Source organism: Bradyrhizobium sp. SZCCHNPS1003 (assembly GCF_032381555.1).
Taxonomy (GTDB): domain Bacteria; phylum Pseudomonadota; class Alphaproteobacteria; order Rhizobiales; family Xanthobacteraceae; genus Bradyrhizobium.
The window spans coordinates 19135-37706 of sequence record NZ_JAUHIU010000009.1; the positions used below are offsets into that span (position 1 = coordinate 19135).

14 protein-coding genes are annotated in these 18572 nt (G+C 65.4%); 12 read left to right on the top strand and 2 right to left on the bottom strand.

Annotated features, from left to right (window positions below):
• The first annotated feature begins 184 nt into the window (after positions 1-184).
• The 3 genes from QX126_RS15870 to QX126_RS15880 all read left to right on the top strand — a co-directional run bounded on the left by QX126_RS15870 (position 185) and on the right by QX126_RS15880 (position 4953).
• The gene (locus tag QX126_RS15870) at positions 185-1843 is read left to right on the top strand and encodes an electron transfer flavoprotein-ubiquinone oxidoreductase (RefSeq protein WP_315782148.1); all 1659 of its coding nucleotides are present in this window, start codon (positions 185-187) and stop codon (positions 1841-1843) included.
• 241 nt (positions 1844-2084) lie between these two features.
• Positions 2085-3881, top strand: coding sequence for a tetratricopeptide repeat protein (locus QX126_RS15875; protein ID WP_315782150.1), 1797 nt, complete (start codon positions 2085-2087; stop codon positions 3879-3881).
• A 169-nt stretch (positions 3882-4050) separates the two neighbouring features.
• Positions 4051-4953, top strand: a complete 903-nt coding sequence (locus QX126_RS15880) for a 4-(cytidine 5'-diphospho)-2-C-methyl-D-erythritol kinase (RefSeq protein ID WP_315782152.1) — start codon at positions 4051-4053, stop codon at positions 4951-4953.
• A 305-nt stretch (positions 4954-5258) separates the two neighbouring features.
• On the opposite strand, the gene QX126_RS15885 is transcribed toward QX126_RS15880, so the two are convergent.
• A complete protein-coding gene (locus tag QX126_RS15885; RefSeq protein ID WP_315782154.1) occupies positions 5259-6269 on the bottom strand; it encodes a polyprenyl synthetase family protein in 1011 nt (336 codons plus the stop codon).
• A 151-nt stretch (positions 6270-6420) separates the two neighbouring features.
• Between QX126_RS15885 and QX126_RS15890 the strand changes: the two genes are divergently transcribed.
• From QX126_RS15890 to glyS, 6 genes are all read left to right on the top strand, one after another.
• The gene (locus QX126_RS15890) at positions 6421-6648 is read left to right on the top strand and encodes a DUF2007 domain-containing protein (RefSeq protein WP_315739960.1); all 228 of its coding nucleotides are present in this window, start codon (positions 6421-6423) and stop codon (positions 6646-6648) included.
• A complete protein-coding gene (locus QX126_RS15895; protein ID WP_315782156.1) occupies positions 6641-7405 on the top strand; it encodes a tRNA1(Val) (adenine(37)-N6)-methyltransferase in 765 nt (254 codons plus the stop codon). The genes QX126_RS15890 and QX126_RS15895 overlap by 8 nt, the downstream gene beginning before the upstream one ends.
• Positions 7406-7647: 242 nt before the next feature.
• Positions 7648-8550: a S49 family peptidase gene (locus QX126_RS15900; protein WP_315782157.1), complete on the top strand. Its 903-nt coding sequence runs from the start codon at positions 7648-7650 to the stop codon at positions 8548-8550.
• Positions 8551-8657: 107 nt separating this feature from the next.
• Positions 8658-8849 carry a hypothetical protein gene (locus QX126_RS15905; protein ID WP_315739963.1) on the top strand — a complete coding sequence of 64 codons (192 nt, stop codon included), beginning with the start codon at positions 8658-8660 and terminating at the stop codon, positions 8847-8849.
• Positions 8850-8977: 128 nt separating this feature from the next.
• Positions 8978-9916 (top strand): glycine--tRNA ligase subunit alpha, encoded by a 939-nt coding sequence (locus tag QX126_RS15910; protein ID WP_315782159.1) that lies wholly within the window; start codon positions 8978-8980, stop codon positions 9914-9916.
• Between the two features lie 353 nt (positions 9917-10269).
• Positions 10270-12558 (top strand): glycine--tRNA ligase subunit beta, encoded by a 2289-nt coding sequence (gene glyS, locus QX126_RS15915; protein WP_315782161.1) that lies wholly within the window; start codon positions 10270-10272, stop codon positions 12556-12558.
• Positions 12559-12817: 259 nt separating this feature from the next.
• Here glyS and QX126_RS15920 read toward each other — a convergent pair whose 3' ends face one another.
• Complete coding sequence (locus QX126_RS15920) at positions 12818-13171, bottom strand: DUF1236 domain-containing protein (RefSeq protein ID WP_315739966.1); 354 nt, start codon at positions 13169-13171, stop codon at positions 12818-12820.
• Between the two features lie 250 nt (positions 13172-13421).
• Here QX126_RS15920 and QX126_RS15925 point away from each other — a divergent pair, with 250 nt between their 5' ends.
• The 3 genes from QX126_RS15925 to QX126_RS15935 all read left to right on the top strand — a co-directional run bounded on the left by QX126_RS15925 (position 13422) and on the right by QX126_RS15935 (position 18569).
• Positions 13422-13577, top strand: a complete 156-nt coding sequence (locus tag QX126_RS15925; protein ID WP_012042558.1) for a DUF3096 domain-containing protein — start codon at positions 13422-13424, stop codon at positions 13575-13577.
• A gap of 107 nt (positions 13578-13684) precedes the next feature.
• Positions 13685-16648: a pyruvate, phosphate dikinase gene (ppdK, locus tag QX126_RS15930; protein ID WP_315782163.1), complete on the top strand. Its 2964-nt coding sequence runs from the start codon at positions 13685-13687 to the stop codon at positions 16646-16648.
• Positions 16649-17087: 439 nt separating this feature from the next.
• Positions 17088-18569 (top strand): cell wall hydrolase, encoded by a 1482-nt coding sequence (locus QX126_RS15935; RefSeq protein ID WP_315782165.1) that lies wholly within the window; start codon positions 17088-17090, stop codon positions 18567-18569.
• Positions 18570-18572 lie beyond the last annotated feature (3 nt).

Consider the following 18572-nt stretch of genomic DNA (forward strand, 5'->3'; position numbering starts at 1 on the left):
ACGCCCTAGTGTTCCGGCGCCAGCCGTCGCTCCCCTCCGGACCAGTCTTCAGCGAACGGTCAACGCCTTCAGGAACCCTAGTTAAGTCATTGTTGCCATTGCAGCTCCGGGTTTGACCTTTGCACGCGCCAGGGGGCGGCAGAGGTCGGGTCCCCTGCACCGGCCGGGCCTGAGATCGAGAGAGATGAGCACCGAAGAATTACCTCCGCGCGAATCCATGGAGTTCGACGTCGTCATCGTCGGCGCCGGCCCCTCGGGCCTGTCCGCCGCGATCCGGCTGAAGCAGCTCAATGCCGACCTCAACATCGTCGTGGTCGAGAAGGGCTCCGAGGTCGGCGCGCACATTCTGTCCGGTGCGGTGATCGATCCGGCGGCGCTCGACAAGCTCATCCCCGACTGGCGCTCGGACGACGATTGCCCGCTGAAGACCCAGGTCGAGGTCGACAAGTTCTTCTGGATGACCGAGAGCAGCGCGATCTCGCTGCCGGGCTTCGCGATGCCGCCGCTGATGGACAACCATCACTGCTACATCGGTTCGCTCGGCAATGTCTGCCGCTGGCTGTCGCGCAAGGCCGAGGCGCTCGGCGTCGAGATCTATCCGGGCTTCGCGGCCACCGAGGTGCTCTATGACGAGCAGGGCGCGGTGCGCGGCATCGCCACCGGCGACATGGGCATCGGCAAGGACGGCAAGCCGAAATCCTCGTTTACGCGCGGCATGGAGCTGCTCGGCAAGTACACGCTGTTCGCGGAAGGCGCGCGCGGCAGCCTGTCCAAGCAGCTGATCGCGAAATTCGCATTGGACGCCAAGAGCGAGCCGGCGAAATTCGGCATCGGCCTCAAGGAGGTCTGGCAGATCGATCCCGCCAAGCACCAGAAGGGGCTGATCCAGCATTCCTTCGGCTGGCCGCTCGACATGAAGACCGGCGGCGGCTCGTTCCTGTATCACTACGACGACAATCTCGTCGCAGTCGGTTTCGTCGTCCACCTGAACTACGACGATCCCTATCTGTCGCCGTTCGAGGAATTCCAGCGCTTCAAGACGCACCCGTCGATCCGCGGCGTGTTCGAAGGCGGCAAGCGCTTGGCCTACGGCGCACGCGCCATCACCGAAGGCGGCTATCAGTCGGTGCCGCGGCTGTCGTTCGCCGGCGGCGCGCTGATCGGCTGCGCCGCGGGCTTCGTCAACGTGCCGCGCATCAAGGGCGTGCACAACGCGATGGGCAGCGCGATGCTCGCGGCCGAGCACGTCAATGCCGCGCTCGCATCCGGCCGCGCCAATGACGAGCTGGTCAGTTACGAGAACGCCTGGCGCGGCTCGCCAGTCGGCGAGGATCTGTTCAAGGTCCGCAACGTCAAGCCGCTATGGTCGAAGTTCGGCACGGTGCTCGGCGTCGCGCTCGGCGGCTTCGACATGTGGTGCAACACGCTCGGTTTCTCGTTGTTCGGCACCCAGTTGCACGTCAAGCCCGATCGCGCGACGCTTGATCCGGCCAAGGCGCATCAGCCGAAGCCTGCGATGAAGCCGGATGGCAAGCTGACCTTCGACCGGCTGTCCTCGGTGTTCCTGTCGAACACCAATCACGAGGAAGACCAGCCGGTGCATCTGAAGGTCGCCGACATGGCGCTGCAGAAGAGCTCCGAGCACGACGTCTATGCCGGACCGTCCAACCGCTATTGCCCTGCGGGCGTCTACGAATGGGTCGAGGAGGGCACCACCCCGCGCTTTGTGATCAACGCGCAGAACTGCGTCCACTGCAAGACCTGCGACGTCAAGGATCCCAACGGCAACATCACCTGGGTTCCTCCGGAAGGAGGCGGTGGGCCGAACTACGAGGCGATGTAGCCTCGCATAACGCACGATTGCGTGAGTCGGCTGCTCCGGGGAGGGCAGCCGGCCACGATACGGCCATACTGGCGCGGTTTGACGCGGGTCACCTTCGCCAAAGGGGCCTCCGGCTGACCCGAATATCCTGCAAATCCTTGCGGTTGGCCGCCAAACGCGGCATTGTCGGCGCCTTGAAGAGCTGCCGATCGGGGTCCTGTCCGTACCGATCCGTCATTTCCAACAACCAGAGCGCACCGTGATGTTGTCAATTCGCAATCGCTGGACCGCAATTGCCGTTTCTGCCTTGCTGCTCCCCGGTGCCGTCCTGGCCCAGACGCCGGATCATCCTGCGGATAACGCCGCGAAGTTTCCGACCAGCGTCGATCTGAAGTCGCTCACCACCTCGGGCAGCTATCTGGCGGCCCGCCACGCCAGCGTCGAGCGCGACGCGGCCTCGGCGGCGGCGTTCTACCGCTCGGCGCTACGTAGCGACCCGAAGAACAACGAGCTGCTCGACCGCGCCTTCATCTCCTCGGTCGCCGATGGCGACATCGACGAGGCCGTGAAGCTGGCCGAGCGCGTGCTCACGATCGACAAGTCGAACCGCATCGCGCGCCTCGTGGTCGGCGTGCAGGACATCAAGCAGAAGAAATACACAGCCGCCCAGACCAACATCAACCAATCGGTGCGCGGGCCGATCACCGATCTCGTCGCCACCTTGCTGTCGGCGTGGGCCGCGGCCGGTGCGGGCGATTCGAAGACCGCCGTCGCCAATATCGACAAGCTGACTGGTCCCGAATGGTATCCGCTGTTCAAGGACCTCCATGCCGGCATGATCCTGGAGCTGGCCGGCAAGGAGAAGGACGCCGGCACGCGGTTCGAGCGCGCCTACAAGCTCGACGATTCGATGCTGCGGATCACCGAGGCCTATGCGCATTGGCTGTCGCGCAACAAGGATGCGGCCGCCGCGTCCGCGATCTATGAAGCCTTCGACAAGAAGCTCGCGCGCCATCCGCTGGTGCAGGAGGGCCTGCGCGAGACCAAGGCCGGCAAGAAGCTGCCGTCGCTGGTCGATTCGGCGCAGGCCGGCGCCGCCGAGGCGCTGTACGGCATCGGCGCCACTTTGAGCCGCCGCGGCGGCGAGGATCTGGCGCTGGTCTATCTGCAGCTCGCGCTGCATCTGCAGCCGAATCATCCGCTGGCGCTGCTGTCGCTCGCCGATCTCTACGAGACCGTGAAGAAGCCGCAGATGGCGATCAAGGTCTATGAGCGGGTGCCGGCGAGCTCGCCGTTGAAGCGCAATGCGCAGATCCAGCTCGCCACCGATCTCGACAGCGCCGACCGCAGCGACGAGGCGATCAAGATCCTCAAGGACGTCATTGCGCAGGATCCGAAGGATCTCGAGGCGATCATGGCGCTCGGCAACATCGAGCGCGGCCGCAAGAAGTTCGCCGATTGCGCCAAGACCTATTCGCTCGGCGTCGATTCGCTGCCGGTGAACAATGAAAAGGCCAACAGCGTCTATTACTACTACCGCGGCATCTGCCTGGAGCGCTCCAAGCAGTGGCCGAAGGCTGAGGCCGACATGCGCAAGGCCCTCGAGCTGCAGCCCGACCAGCCGCATGTGCTGAACTATCTCGGCTATTCCTGGATCGACCAGGGCATCAATCTCGACGAAGGCATGAAGATGATCAAGCGTGCCGTCGAGCAGCGGCCGGACGATGGCTACATCGTCGACTCGCTCGGCTGGGCCTATTACCGCATCGGCAATTACGAGGAGGCGGTCAAGAACCTCGAGCGCGCGATCGACCTCAAGCCCGAGGATCCGACCATCAACGACCATCTCGGCGACGCCTATTGGCGCATCGGCCGCAAGCTGGAAGCCAAGTTCCAGTGGGCCCATGCCCGCGACCTGAAGCCCGAGGCCGAGGAGCTGCCGAAGATCGAGGCCAAGATCCAGAACGGCCTGACTGATGATCCGGCACCCGCTGCGGCCAGCAACGACACCAAGGATACGCCGTCCGACGCCAAGAAGGACGACGGCAAGGGCGGCTAGTTCGTCCTGATCACGATGTGAGAGCCGTCACGGGCTCCCCGGCTTGCCGGGGAGCCCGGATGATTTTGATGAAGCGTGTGGCGGTTGCCGGCCACGTTCGTTTCGGCCTCGGGCCGCGGCGAGTTGGCATCTGAGCTCCACCACCGAACATGCTGGGGGCATTGCGCCGATGTTGGCGTCCACGGTCACCGGCGCGCTGCAGGAGCAGGGGCGCGCCAAGGTCAATCTGACCCTGCGGGTCGTCGGCCGCCGGGTCGACGGCTATCATGATCTCGAAAGCGTCGTCGCCTTTGCGGATTGCGCGGACCAGCTCACGCTGGTGCCGGGGCCGGAGCTGAGGCTGACCACGACCGGACCTCTGGCAGAGGCCTGTGGCGAGACCACGGACAATCTGGTGCTGAAGGCGGCGCGTCTGCTGGCGGAGGCCGTTCCCGGCCTGAAGCTCGGCGCGTTCACGCTGGAGAAGGTGTTGCCGGTCGCCGCCGGCATCGGCGGCGGCTCGGCCGATGCCGCAGCGGCGCTGCGGTTGCTGGCGAAGCTGAACGGCCTGTCGCTGGACGATCCGCGCCTCACTGCGGTTGCCTTGAAAACCGGCGCCGACGTGCCGGTTTGCGTGCCCTCGCGCGCCTGCACCATGACCGGCGTCGGCGAGAACCTGCAGCCGCTTGCGCTTCCCGTCCTGCCCTGCGTGATGATCAATCCGCGGGTGCCGGTCGCGACCAAGGACGTGTTCCAGGCGCTCGGCCTGAAGCCTGGCGAGCTGCTGGTCGGCGTGACCGATGTCCTCACGGCGCCGTCCTGGCCGCAGGCCGGCGCGTCGGTCGGAGACTGGATCGCTGCACTCGATCAGGTGAAGAACGATCTGGAGCCGCCCGCCCTGAAGGTGCAGTCGATCATCGGCACGGTGCTCGACGCGCTGCGCGCGAGTTCAGGCGTGCTGCTGGCGCGCATGTCCGGCTCCGGCGCGACCTGCTTTGCGATCTATGGCAGCGAGGCGGATGCAAAGTCGGCCGGCGCTGCGATCGCAGCCGCGCACCCTGAATGGTGGGTGCATGCGGGGACGCTGAGCTAGTTTGCTGGCTCGGCCCTCATTGCGAGCGAAGCATCGAGACTCTTTGCTGCGGCCCTGGATCGCGTCGTCGCTACGCTCCTCGCGATGCCGGCGCGCTGATGATTCGTAGGGTGGGCAAAGGCGCAGCCTGGCTGCAGCCCGGCACAAGGTCGTGGTGGCGCCGTGCCCGCCGTCTCACCGCGGGGCACGACGCCCGATGGTGGGCACGGCGCCATTGCAGCGTGATTGTCGCATCAGCTGGGCAGGGCGCCTTTGCCCACCCTACAGAACTTGCTTGGGTGACGGTCTCTCGGCAGACGGACGAACTAATGCGACCGCGCCAGGCAGAACGCCACCACCTGCTCCAGCGCCGCCTTCATCGGTGACGCCGGGAACAGCGCCAGCGCGTCGACGGCCATGGCGCCGTAGTGATGCGCGCGGCTGATCGTGTCCTCCAAGGCACGGTGCTTGTTCATCAGCCCGATCGCATGGTCGAGATCGTGATCGCTGATCTCGCCGCGCTCCAGCGCCTTGATCCAGAAGGCACGCTCGCTGTCGCTGCCGCGGCGGAACGCCAGCACCACCGGCAGCGTGATCTTGCCCTCGCGGAAATCGTCGCCGACATTCTTGCCGAGCTTGGCGGCCTTGCCGCCATAGTCGAGCACGTCGTCGACGAGCTGGAAGGCGATGCCGAGATTCATGCCGAAAGACCGGGATGCGGCCTGCTCGGCCTTGGGACGGTCGGCGAGCACCGGGCCGACCTCACAGGCGGCAGCGAACAGTTCCGCCGTCTTGCCGCGGATCACGGCGAGATATTCGTCCTCGGTCGTTGCGGTGTTCTTGGCGGCGGCAAGCTGCATCACCTCGCCTTCGGCAATCGTGGCTGCGGCGGCCGAGAGAATGTCGAGCGCGCGCAGCGAGCCGACCTCGACCATCATGCGGAACGCCTGGCCGAGCAGGAAGTCGCCGACCAGCACGCTGGCCTCGTTGCCCCACAGCATGCGCGCCGACAATTTGCCGCGGCGCATTTCGCTCTCGTCAACCACGTCGTCATGGAGCAGCGTCGCCGTGTGCATGAACTCGACGGCCGCGGCGAGCTTGACGTGACCATCGCCGGCGTAGTCGGTGAGATGCGCCATCGCCAGCGTCAGCATCGGCCGCAGCCGCTTGCCGCCGGAGGAGATCAGGTGGTTTGCGACCTCCGGGATCATCGTGACGTCCGAGCCGGTGCGCGACAAAATCGTAGCGTTGACCCGTTCCATGTCGGCTGCGACCAGCGCGACCAGCCCATCGATGGAGGCTCCCGATGGACTCTCGAAAGGTACGATAACCGCCACTCTGGTCTCCGATTTTGCTATGCTCGAAACGACAATAGAAACTGCGGCCGCAGGCGGCAAGGGCAGACACGGAACCTTGACCCGAGCCTTCTTGACCCGAGCCTTCTTGACCCAAGCCTTCTTGACCCAAGCCCGCATGGAGACATAACGATTGAAGGAATTGGTTCGGACCAATGATATCGTGCTGGTTTCGGCGATAGGGGCGCTGCTCGACGGCGCCGACATCCATCACCTCGTGCTCGATCAGAACATGAGCGTCATCGAAGGCTCGCTCGGCATCCTGCCGCGCAGGATCCTCGTGCATGAGGACGACAATCTCCAGGCCCGGCGACTTCTCACCGACGCCGGTCTGGCGCATGAACTGCGCCCTGATGAGTGACGCTGTCGACATTTCCGAGGATGCCGTGCTCGGCGGCCAATTGCGGCTGCGGCAGCCCACGACGGGCCATCGCGCCGGCCACGATGCAATCCTGCTGGCGGCGGCGACGGCCGCGCGTTCGGGCGATCGCGTGGTCGATCTCGGTGCCGGCGTGGGGACGGCCGGGCTGGCCTTGGCCCGGCGCGTCGGCGGTCTCAGCTTGACGCTGGTCGAGCGCGAGCCGGATCTGGCGTGCCTCGCGCGCGACAACGCACGCGCCAATGCCTTGCCGGCGGAGGTCGTGGTGCTGGACGTCGCCGCGGCCGCAGCCGCTTTCACTGCCGCAGGGCTCGGGCCCGACAGTGTCGACGTCGTGCTGATGAATCCGCCATTCCACGATGCCGCGCGCCACCGCGCCTCGCCCGACGCCGCGCGCGCGACCGCGCACATGGCAACGGCGACGACGTTGGAGATCTGGACGCATGCCGCGCGGCGGATGCTGAAATCCGGTGGCGTGCTGACCTTGATCTGGCGGGCCGATGGTTTGAGCGAGGTTGTCGCGGCGCTGGCGCGCGGCTTCGGCAGTCTTGCCGTTCAACCGGTTCACGGCCAAGCGGGCAAGCCGGCGATCCGTATCCTGGTCAGGGCCGTTAAGGGAGGGCGGGCGCCGACCCAGATTCTCGCCGGAGTGGTGCTGAACGAGGCGGCAGGCGTGCCGAATGACGAGGCCGTGCGTGTGCTGTCGGGGCAGGGGGCGCTGGCTTTGGGCACCCCCTGAACGGTTGATCGAGGTCGGGCGTTATTGCGTCTGAGCTTCCGACGGGCGTTCGGTTACCGTCGTGAAACGGATCGCAGTCAATAGAGTACCGATCAGCAGCATCAACAGGTAGACCTTCATGTATTCCTCCGCCGCACTCTGCACCTTGGCTCGCCGTGCGATTGCCCAGGAGATTGCAAGGCTCGTTCCAGCCCTTTGAATGGCAGCGGCGCGATAAAAAGTGGTTAATCCGAGGTAACAGGATGGTGGACAATTTGACACAACCAAGCGATGCGGCCGGGCTCTTCGATCACCTGAAGGCGCTGCTTCCGGCGCGGCTGCGCGGCGTACCGGTGGTGCCGGTCGTCCGCCTGTCCGGCGTGATCGGCGCAGTGACGCCGCTGCGGCCGGGGCTGACGCTTGCGGGCGTCGCCAAGGTGCTGGAGCGCGCCTTCTCCATGCGCAACGCCAAGGCCGTGGCGCTGGTGATCAATTCGCCCGGCGGCTCGCCGGTGCAGTCGCGCCAGATCTATCTGCGCATCCGCCAGCTCGCGGCGGAGAAGAAGCTGCCGGTGCTCGTGTTCGTCGAGGACGTCGCGGCCTCCGGCGGCTACATGATCGCCTGCGCCGGCGACGAGATCTTCTGCGATCCCTCCTCGATCCTCGGCTCGATCGGCGTGGTTGGCGGCTCGTTCGGGCTGCAGGACCTGATCAAGAAGATCGGCATCGAGCGCCGGCTGTATACGGCCGGCGAGCACAAGGCGATGCTCGATCCGTTCCTGCCGGAGAATCCCGACGACGTGGCGCGGCTGAAGAAGATCCAGCGCGAGATCCACGCGCTGTTCATCTCGCTGGTCAAGGAGAGCCGCGCGACCCGGCTGAAGGGCGCCGACGATGTGTTGTTCACCGGCGAGTACTGGGCCGGCGACAGCGCCGTCACGCTGGGGCTGGCGGACGCCATCGGCGACCTGCGCGCGGTGCTGCGCACCCGCTTCGGCGACAAGGTCGCAACGCCTGTCGTGGCGCCGGCGGCCGGCCTGTTGTCGGGTCTGCTCGGCCGCCGCGCCGCGGGCGCCGGCAGCCTGGGATTCGGCTGGACGGGGCTGGCCGAGGAGCTGATCTCCGCGGCAGAAACCCGGGCGATCTGGGCCCGTTTCGGGTTCTAGAGCTGGAGGCCGCGCCATTTCGCCCCTCGCAATCCGGATTGCGGGGGGAACCGGGATCGGCGACAATGGGAATCGGGGTGGCTCTGTTCATGAACGAGGATCGACCAATGCCGCCGTTCGTTGCTTTCGCGGGTATGCTGGGCGGGCTTGCCGTGGTTCGCTGGGCCTACAAGGCCGCTCAGAAGATCAACCGGGAGCTCGAAGAGGCGCGACTGTCGCGCGTCGCCGAGGCCGCGCAGACAGCCGAGATCAAGACTCTGCGCCGCGATCCCGTCACGGGCGCCTACCGGCCGGGCTGACGCGAGCCGCTGATCTTCGAACGACGGCACGTCGCCGCCGTTCGGAGACCCTATTGCCTTGATTCCTGATGTCCCCGCCGATACGGTCCGCGCGCTTTTCCGACGCCTGCGAAAGACCGATACCGACGATGGACTCGCTACCTCTGCACATGCGCCCCGAACGTTCGTTCCAGGGCTTCATCCTGGCCCTGCAGCGGTTCTGGGCCGAGCAGGGCTGCGTGATCCTGCAGCCCTACGACATGGAGATGGGGGCAGGCACCTTCCATCCGGCGACGACCCTGCGCGCGCTTGGGCCGAAGTCGTGGAATGCCGCCTATGTGCAGCCCTCGCGGCGGCCGAAGGACGGCCGCTACGGCGAGAATCCGAACCGGATGCAGCACTACTACCAGTTCCAGGTGATCATGAAGCCGTCGCCGCCGAACCTTCAGGAGCTGTACCTGAAGTCGCTCGGCGCCATCGGCATCGACGCCGCCGTGCACGACATCCGCTTCGTCGAGGACGACTGGGAGAGTCCGACCCTCGGCGCCTGGGGTCTCGGCTGGGAGTGCTGGTGCGACGGCATGGAGGTGTCGCAGTTCACCTATTTCCAGCAGGTCGCGGGCTTCGAATGCGCGCCGGTCGCCGGCGAGCTCACCTACGGCCTCGAGCGTCTCGCGATGTACGTCCAGGGCGTCGACCGCGTCTACGACCTCAACTTCAACGGCCGCGACGGCGACGCCAAGGTCACCTATGGCGACGTCTTCCTGCAGGCCGAGCGGGAATATTCGCGGCACAATTTCGAGCATGCCGACACCGACATGCTGTTCGAGCAGTTCAAGATGGCCGAGGGCGCCTGCCGCAAATATCTCGATGCCGGCTGGCGCGAGGGCAATCGTCGGGAGCACCTGATGGCGCTGCCGGCCTACGACCAGTGCATCAAGGCGAGCCACGTGTTCAACCTGCTCGATGCGCGCGGCGTGATCTCCGTCACCGAGCGCCAGAGCTACATCCTGCGCGTCCGCGAGCTCGCCAAAGCCTGCGGCGAAGCCTGGCTGCATACGGAGGCGGGCGGGGCGGGGGCTGGTTAGAGCTTCGCGGCTCGGACGCTTCATCATTCCTGGAGCGGGAGGGGCGCTCGGGAAAATAATTCCTCATTCGCATCGAGATTTGTCTTGCAGCTCAACCTCGCAACACACGCGGTGCCTCTGCTCCCCTCCCCCTTGCGGGGAGGGGGCGGGGGTGGGGGTCCCCAGGCGAGATGCCTGATGGGTCTCCACGGCCTTGTACGTGGTCGCACATGGTCGTTTGCCGACAATGATGATCTCGGCTGTGCCAACGATGCTCCCCACGACCTTCAGCGCGCGCTGACCCCCACCCCCAACCCCTCCCCGCAAGGGGGAGGGGAGTGCAGCACCGCCAGCCCTGCGAACGAGTTCTAAATATGCCCGACCTCCTTCTCGAACTGTTCTCCGAAGAAATTCCTGCGCGCATGCAGGCCAAGGCGGCCGAGGATCTGCGCCGCATGGTCACCGACAAGCTGGTCGCCGAGGGTCTCGTCTATGAGGGCGCCAAGGCGTTCGCGACGCCGCGGCGGCTGGCGCTGACCGTGCACGGCATCCCGGCGCGGCAGGCGGACCTGAAGGAGGAGCGCAAGGGCCCGCGCGTCGGCGGCGCCGATGCCGCGATCCAAGGCTTCCTCAAGGCGACCGGCCTGTCCTCGATCGAGGAGGCCACGATCCAGCGCGATCCGAAGAAGGGCGATTTCTACGTCGCGCTGATCGAGAAGCCCGGCCGCGCCACGCTCGACGTGCTCGCCGAGATGCTGCCGGTGATCATCAGAACGTTCCCCTGGCCGAAATCGATGCGCTGGGGCAAGCGCTCGGAGCGACCGGGCGCGTTGAACTGGGTGCGGCCGCTGCACGCGATCACCGCCACGTTCGGCCTGGAGACCGAGGAGCCGGACGTCATCGGCTTCGCCGTCGACGGCATCGAGGCGGGACAGACCACCTACGGCCATCGCTTCATGGCGCCCGCGCCAATCTCGGTGCGGCGCTTCGAGGACTATGAGGCCAAGCTGCTCGACGCCAAGGTCGTGCTCGATCCTGACCGCCGCAAGGACACCATCGTCACCGACGCCAAGCAGCTCGCTTTTGCGCAAGGCTATGAGCTGGTCGAGGACCCCGTGCTGCTCGACGAGGTCGCGGGCCTGGTCGAATGGCCGGTCGTGCTGATGGGCTCGTTCGATCCGGAGTACCTCAAGGTCCCCGGCGAGGTGATCCGCGCCACCATCCGCAACAACCAGAAATGCTTCGTGGTGCGCGACCCCAAGACCGGCGGGCTGGCGCCAAAGTTCATCCTGACCGCGAACATCGAGGCCACCGACGGCGGCAAGACGATCATTGCCGGCAACGAGCGCGTCATCCGCGCCCGGCTGTCGGACGCGAAGTTCTTCTATGAGACGGATCTGAAGACGAGGCTCGAGGACCGGCTGCCGAAGTTCGAGCAGATCGTGTTCCACGAGAAGCTCGGCACACAGGCAGAGCGCATTGCGCGGATAGAGAAGGTGGCGGCGGTGCTTGCCAAGTTGGTGCGCGCCGACGTCGAAAAGACGAAACGGGCCGCAAGGCTTGCAAAAGCCGATCTCTTGACAGAAGTCGTTGGCGAGTTCCCAGAAGTACAGGGTCTGATGGGCAAGTACTATGCACTCGCTCAAGGTGAGGACCCGTCCGTCGCCGCCGCTTGCGAGGAGCACTACAAGCCGCAGGGGCCTGCCGATCGTGTGCCGACTGATCCTGTTTCGGTTGCGGTGGCGCTCGCGGACAAGCTCGACACGCTGGTTGGATTCTGGGCGATTGACGAGAAGCCGACGGGATCGAAAGACCCGTATGCTCTGCGCCGCGCGGCGCTGGGCGTGATCAGGCTGATTTTGGAAAACGAACTTAGATTTCCGTTTGGAATCGTTCTGAGACTGTTGAATACGATGGCTTCGCTGAGCCAGTCTATCGAAGGGAGAACTGCCGACATCGAACGAGTAATGAGTGTGGCAGAGCAAGTCGGCTTGCTAGAGGCTGTCGAGCCCGGACTGGATAATGTCCTGGAGAAGCGCATTCAATCTCTTCGCCATTGGGATCCGTATCTTCTAGAAGCCCAAGGTGGAGATGAGAAGAAGGCCGAGCTGATACGCAAGGAAGTGGACGAGCGATCGTCTAATCTCCTCTCCTTCTTCGCCGATCGCCTCAAGGTCCAGCTCCGCGAGCAGGGCGCGCGGCATGATCTCGTCGACGCGGTGTTCGCGCTCGGCGGCCAGGATGATCTCTTGATGGTCGTCCGCCGCGTCGAGGCGCTCGGCAAATTCCTCGAGACCGACGACGGCAAGAACCTGCTTGCCGGCACCAAGCGCGCGTCCAACATCCTCGCGATCGAGGAGAAGAAGGACAAGCGCAAGTTCGACGGCGCGCCGGATGCGGCGCTCTACAGGCTGGACGAGGAAAAGGCACTGGCGAAGGCGATCGGCGAGGTTGGCTCGGAAGCCGGCGCTGCCGTCGCCAAGGAAGACTTTGCCGCGGCGATGCACGCGATGGCGAAGCTGCGGCCGGCGGTCGATGCGTTCTTCGACAAGGTGAAGGTCAACGATGACGACGCCAAGATCCGCGAGAACCGGCTGAAGCTCTTGAACGAGATCCGCAGCGCGACGCGTGCGGTGGCCGACTTCTCAAAGATCGAGGGCTGATCGCCCTATCGCAACGTAGGGTGGGCAAAGGCGCTGCCGTGCTATCCCCACGTCCCGCGATCGCAATGGCGCCGTGCCCACCGTCTCGCAGCGGAGTTGCTGCCGAATGGTGGGCACGCTGCCGCCTTCGGCGGCCGCTTTGCCCACCCTACAAGTTACGCGCCAATAAAAATTAGCCCTACCCGGCGGGGGGAACCGGGCAGGGCCTTTTACATCTGGCCGCTTGCGGGGGCGTTGGCGACCAAATGCAGCTCTATAACTATTCAACGACCTGAATGATCCGCCGCGATCGCGGTTCGACCAGGACAGTTTCGCCGTTGACCACGGTGTAGCGATAAGGTGTCGCACCGAAGCGCTGCGGAACGTCGTAATATGTAACACCGGACTCTGGCAGCACGGTGCCAACAACGACGCGATCGGGGATCACATAGTTGGGAACACGCTCGCGGACGACATATTCGCGAAACTCCGGCCGTCGCTCGACCGTGATCACTGGAGCGTCCTCCTCGACCACGACGCTGCGCCCGACGCCCGTCGTGTAGGATTGCGCCTGTGCGGCCGCCGGTATCACGAGTGCGGCCATGAGGGCAGCAAGGGTGAGATGGGTTCGCATGGGACGGGACTCCTGAGCTGTTGATCGCTGAGAGAAACCGGCGCGTGCCGGCACCTGCTTCCCAATGCCGGCAACAGGTCATCGTTCCGCGCGGGGCCACGTGGAACCGGCGGCATTTTTGCGGCAGATTCAGCGGTGGGGGAACCGGAACTCGTGCCGTGCGTCTCCTATTCCGCCACGATGGGCCAGGATAAAGTCCGGCCAAATCGAATCGCCCCAGCCTCGTCCTTCAATCATTCAGAGCTTGTCGATGACCCTGACCGTTGCCCATATCTCGCCGATCATGTCCGTGATCGCCGGCGTCCTGATCCTGATCATGCCGCGCCTGCTGAACCTGATCGTCGCGATCTTCCTCATCCTGAACGGCCTGATTGGCATGGGCCTGCTGAAGTGGCTCCACTTCTAGTCCCCAGGTTCTAGTCCCAAGGTCGGGAACCCCCGAGCTTGCGCCGCGGCGCCCAAAGTGGTGTAAGGCGCGCGATTTCTCCTCCCATTTGCGGATCGAAGCACCTCATGGCCAAAGCGGTAGCGAAGTCTAAGAAAGTTACAGCGAAATCAAAGCCTTCCAAGCCGGGCAAGGCCAAGACCGCAGCACTCGCTCCACCGCGCAAGGCGCTCAAGACGGCGTCGAAGCCCGTCGCCAAGGCCCCGGCCAAGGTCGCGCCCAGGTCTGCACCGAAAGCGCCAGTGAAAACCGCTCCGAAGAAGCCGGCCAAGACGGCTGCCAAGCCGGTCGCCAAGGCTGTGAAGGCGTCGGCTGCGAAGGCCCCGGCCAAGAGCGCGGTCACCGCGATCAAGCCGAACAAGTGGGTCTACACCTTCGGTGACGGTAAGGCCGAAGGCAAAGCCGGCCTGCGCGACCTGCTCGGCGGCAAGGGCGCCAATCTGGCCGAGATGGCCAATCTCGGCCTGCCGGTGCCTCCGGGCTTCACCATTCCGACCTCGGTCTGCACCTACTTCTACGCCAACGACAAGACCTATCCGAAGGAGCTGCAGTCGCAGGTCGACAAGGCGCTCGACTACATCGGCAAATTGACCGGCAAGAAGTTCGGCGATCCGGAGAACCCGCTGCTGGTCTCGGTGCGCTCCGGCGCCCGCGCCTCGATGCCGGGCATGATGGACACCGTGCTCAATCTCGGTCTCAACGACCGGACGGTGGAAGCGCTGGCCTCGCTGTCCGGCGATCGCCGCTTCGCCTTCGACAGCTATCGCCGCTTCATCACGATGTATTCGGATGTCGTGCTCGGCTTCGAGCACCATCACTTCGAGGACATCCTCGACAGCTTCAAGGACACCCAGGGCTATCAGCTCGACACCGATCTGAGCTCCGAGGACTGGGAGATGCTGGTCGGCAAATACAAGGACGCGGTCGCGCACGAGACCGGCAAGGACTTCCCGCAGGACCCGCACGACCAGTTGTGGGGCGCGATCGGCGCCGTCTTCTCATCCTGGATGAACACGCGCGCGGTGACCTATCGCAAGCTGCATGACATTCCGGAATCCTGGGGCACCGCCGTCAACGTCCAGGCCATGGTGTTCGGCAACATGGGCGACACCTCGGCCACCGGCGTCGCCTTCACGCGCAATCCCTCGACCGGCGAGAGCAAGCTCTACGGCGAGTTCCTGATCAACGCGCAGGGCGAGGACGTCGTCGCCGGCATCCGCACCCCGCAGGACATCACCGAGGACGCGCGTCGGGAGTCCGGCTCGGACCGGCCGTCGATGGAAGTCGCGATGCCCGACGCCTTCCACGAGCTGACCCGCATCTACACGCTGCTTGAGAAGCACTACCGTGACATGCAGGACATGGAGTTCACGGTCGAGCGCGGCAAGCTGTGGATGCTGCAGACCCGCAGCGGCAAGCGCACCGCCAAGGCGGCGCTGCGCATCGCGGTCGAGCTCGCAAATGAGGGCCTGATCTCGCAGAGCGACGCCGTGCTCCGCGTCGATCCGGCCTCGCTCGATCAGCTCCTGCATCCGACCATCGATCCCTCCGCCAAGCGCGACGTGGTCGCCACCGGCCTGCCGGCCTCGCCGGGCGCGGCATCCGGCGAGATCGTGTTCTCCTCGGACGAGGCCACCAAGCTGCAGGCCGACGGTCGCAAGGTGATCCTGGTCCGCATCGAGACCTCGCCGGAGGACATCCACGGCATGCACGCCGCCGAGGGCATCCTCACCACCCGCGGCGGCATGACCTCGCACGCCGCCGTCGTCGCGCGCGGCATGGGCAAGCCCTGCGTGTCCGGCTGCGGCACCATCCGCGTCGACTACGGCCGCGGCACGATGAGCATCGGCTCCCGCACCTTCAAGACCGGCGACGTCATCACCATCGACGGCTCCGTTGGCCAGGTGCTGGCCGGCCGCATGCCGATGATCGAGCCGGAGCTGTCCGGCGAGTTCGGCACCCTGATGGGCTGGGCGGATGCCGTGCGTGAGACCGGCGTGCGCGTCAATGCCGATACGCCGGAGGATGCGCGCACCGCGATCAAGTTCGGCGCCGAGGGCATCGGCCTGTGCCGCACCGAGCACATGTTCTTCGAGGAGACGCGCATCCGCACGGTGCGCGAGATGATTCTCTCCGAGGATGAGCAGGAGCGTCGCGCCGCGCTCGCCAAGCTGCTGCCGATGCAGCGCGCCGACTTCGTCGAGCTGTTCGAGATCATGAAGGGCCTGCCGGTCACGATCCGCCTGCTCGATCCGCCGCTGCACGAGTTCCTGCCGCACACCCAGGCCGAGGTCGAGGAAGTCGCCCGCGCGATGAACACCGATCCGCGGCGCCTGGCCGACCGCGCCCGCGAGCTGTCGGAGTTCAACCCGATGCTCGGCTTCCGCGGCTGTCGTCTCGCCATCGCCTATCCGGAGATCGCCGAGATGCAGGCGCGCGCGATCTTCGAGGCGGCGGTCGAGGCCGAGAAGCGCACCGGCGAGGCCGTCGGCCTTGAGGTCATGGTGCCGCTGATCGCCACCAAGGCGGAGTTCGACCTGGTCAAGGCGCGCATCGACGCGATGGCGCAGGCCGTGATCCGCGAGACCGGCGCCAAGCTGGAGTACCAGGTCGGCACCATGATCGAGCTGCCGCGCGCAGCGCTGATGGCCGGCCAGATCGCGGAGGCCGCCGAGTTCTTCTCGTTCGGCACCAACGACCTGACGCAGACGACCTACGGCATCAGCCGCGACGACGCCGGCAGCTTCCTCGGCGCCTACGTCGCCAAGGGCATTCTCGAGATCGATCCGTTCATCTCGATCGACCGCGAGGGCGTCGGCGAACTGGTCAAGATCGGCGTCGAGCGCGGCCGCGCCACGCGACCCAACCTCAAGGTCGGCATCTGCGGCGAGCATGGCGGCGATCCCGCCTCGGTCGCGTTCTGCCACAAGGTCGGCATGAACTACGTGTCGTGCTCGCCCTACCGCGTGCCGATCGCGCGCCTCGCCGCTGCGCAATCCGCGCTCGGCAAGGAGATCGCGAGCCAGGCCTGATCCTGCTGCGATCGATCTAATCCTGATGAAGGCCGGCACATGTTGCCGGCCTTTTTCATTGGTGAGGGTTCGTCGCGATGGGGCGCGCACGTGACGCAAGGTGCACTTCTTCTCCACCACCGCCGTCATTCCGGGGACGCTCCGGAATGACGAGTGGAGAGAGCGAACGTCGCAGTTCCGATGGAACACTCCGCCTCATGATGTGCAGATGATTTTCATTCACCGCATCTGTTGACTGAATGTTCACCGTTCTCGTCGGTGCGCTGTTTACCACACATATCGATCGCTCGGCGCTCTGCAACTTCCCCGCTTGCCTGTTTCACAATTGCAACGCGGATTAACTCCTCGGCAACCTAAACCCGATACGAAGAGAGAAGATCGAATTGCACGGAAGCACTGTTGTTCGGTCGATCCAGTAAGCGTTGCGTTGAGCGTATCGATGTTAGTTCTGCGTCCCGATCCGAAGGGCGCGCGATTTGCGTCCTTCGGACTCGGTCTCTGCGTCTTCGCTCTGATGCCGACAGAGACCGGGTATCAAGACATCGCTTCTCTGCTCGCCCGCCAGCCGGGCGTCGCCGAACGCTGGCAGAAGCGTGTGTTCTCGGCTGCGGCCTCCATTCAGCTCGCCACCTATAGTTTCGGTCGTCCGATCGGAACCTCGGCGCCGCAGGCGGTGAGCATCCGCCTCGCAAGCCTCGACGGGCGCGATCTCGACATCACCGGATCGACGCCGCGCAATCCGGCGCTGCAGGTTCCGCCACGCTATCAGGCCTCCGACTTCCCCAAGGTCGATCGCACGCTGAAGGGCGATCGTCTCGTCGTGCGCCCCCCGACGCCGTCGGCGCAGCCGACCGAATCGGCCGCGCCCGTCGAGCCTGCGCCCTCCGAGCCTGCACCCACGCCCTCGACGCAACCCAATTCGAACTCCTCGGTGTTCGGCGCCAAGACGACGGAAGCGCCGGCGCAGGCGCCACTCCCGCAGCGTTCTGCACTCGATCCCGAATTGCAGGAGGCGCTGAGCGCGCCGCCGCTCGTGCAGTACGACGCGGCGAAGTCCGAGATCCAGCCATCGGGCGAGCTGAAGCCTGCCGCCGACCAAATTCTGGCAGATGGCGCCGTCAGCTACGACGGCCTCAACATCAAGACGTCCAATCTCTATTTCGGCACGTCGTCGCTGGGCGTTGCCGCCGGAACCATGGAGACATGGCTGCCGGGCGAGGCGCCGCTGATCGTGATGCCGAATCCGGACCTCAAGCCGATGGCGGTGCTGTCACATCCGGCCGACGATGCCGCCAAGGCCGGCGATGGCGGCGAGAGCATCGCGCCGAAAGGCGAGGTCAACACCGACAATCAGCGCGACAGGACTCCGGCCGAACGGTTGAGCCTCACGGACGAGAAGGCGCGCTTCAAGTCCGAGAAGTGCCTTGCCGAAGCGATCTATTTCGAATCCCGCGGCGAGGCGGTGCGCGGCCAGATGGCCGTGGCGCAGGTCGTGCTGAACCGGGCGTTCTCCGGCTATTATCCGACGACGGTGTGCGGCGTCGTCTACCAGAACAAATACCGCCACTTCGCCTGCCAGTTCACCTTCGCCTGCGACAACAATCCGGATGTGATCCGCGAGCCCGAGATGTGGGATCGCGCCAAGAAGATCGCGAAGGCCATGCTGGACGGGCTGATCTGGCTGCCGGAGGTGGGCAAGTCGACCCACTATCATGCCTATTGGGTGCGGCCGTCCTGGGTCGCCGAGATGAAGCGCATGTACAAGTTCGGCGTTCACACCTTCTACCGGCCGAAGAAATGGGGCGACGGCAGCGACGCGCCGAGCTGGGGCACGCCGCAGCAGACCGCGGCCATTTCGGCCGAGCTCACCGAGGCCGCCAAGAGCGAGGCCGAGAGCAATCCGAACTGGACGCGGCGCTAATCA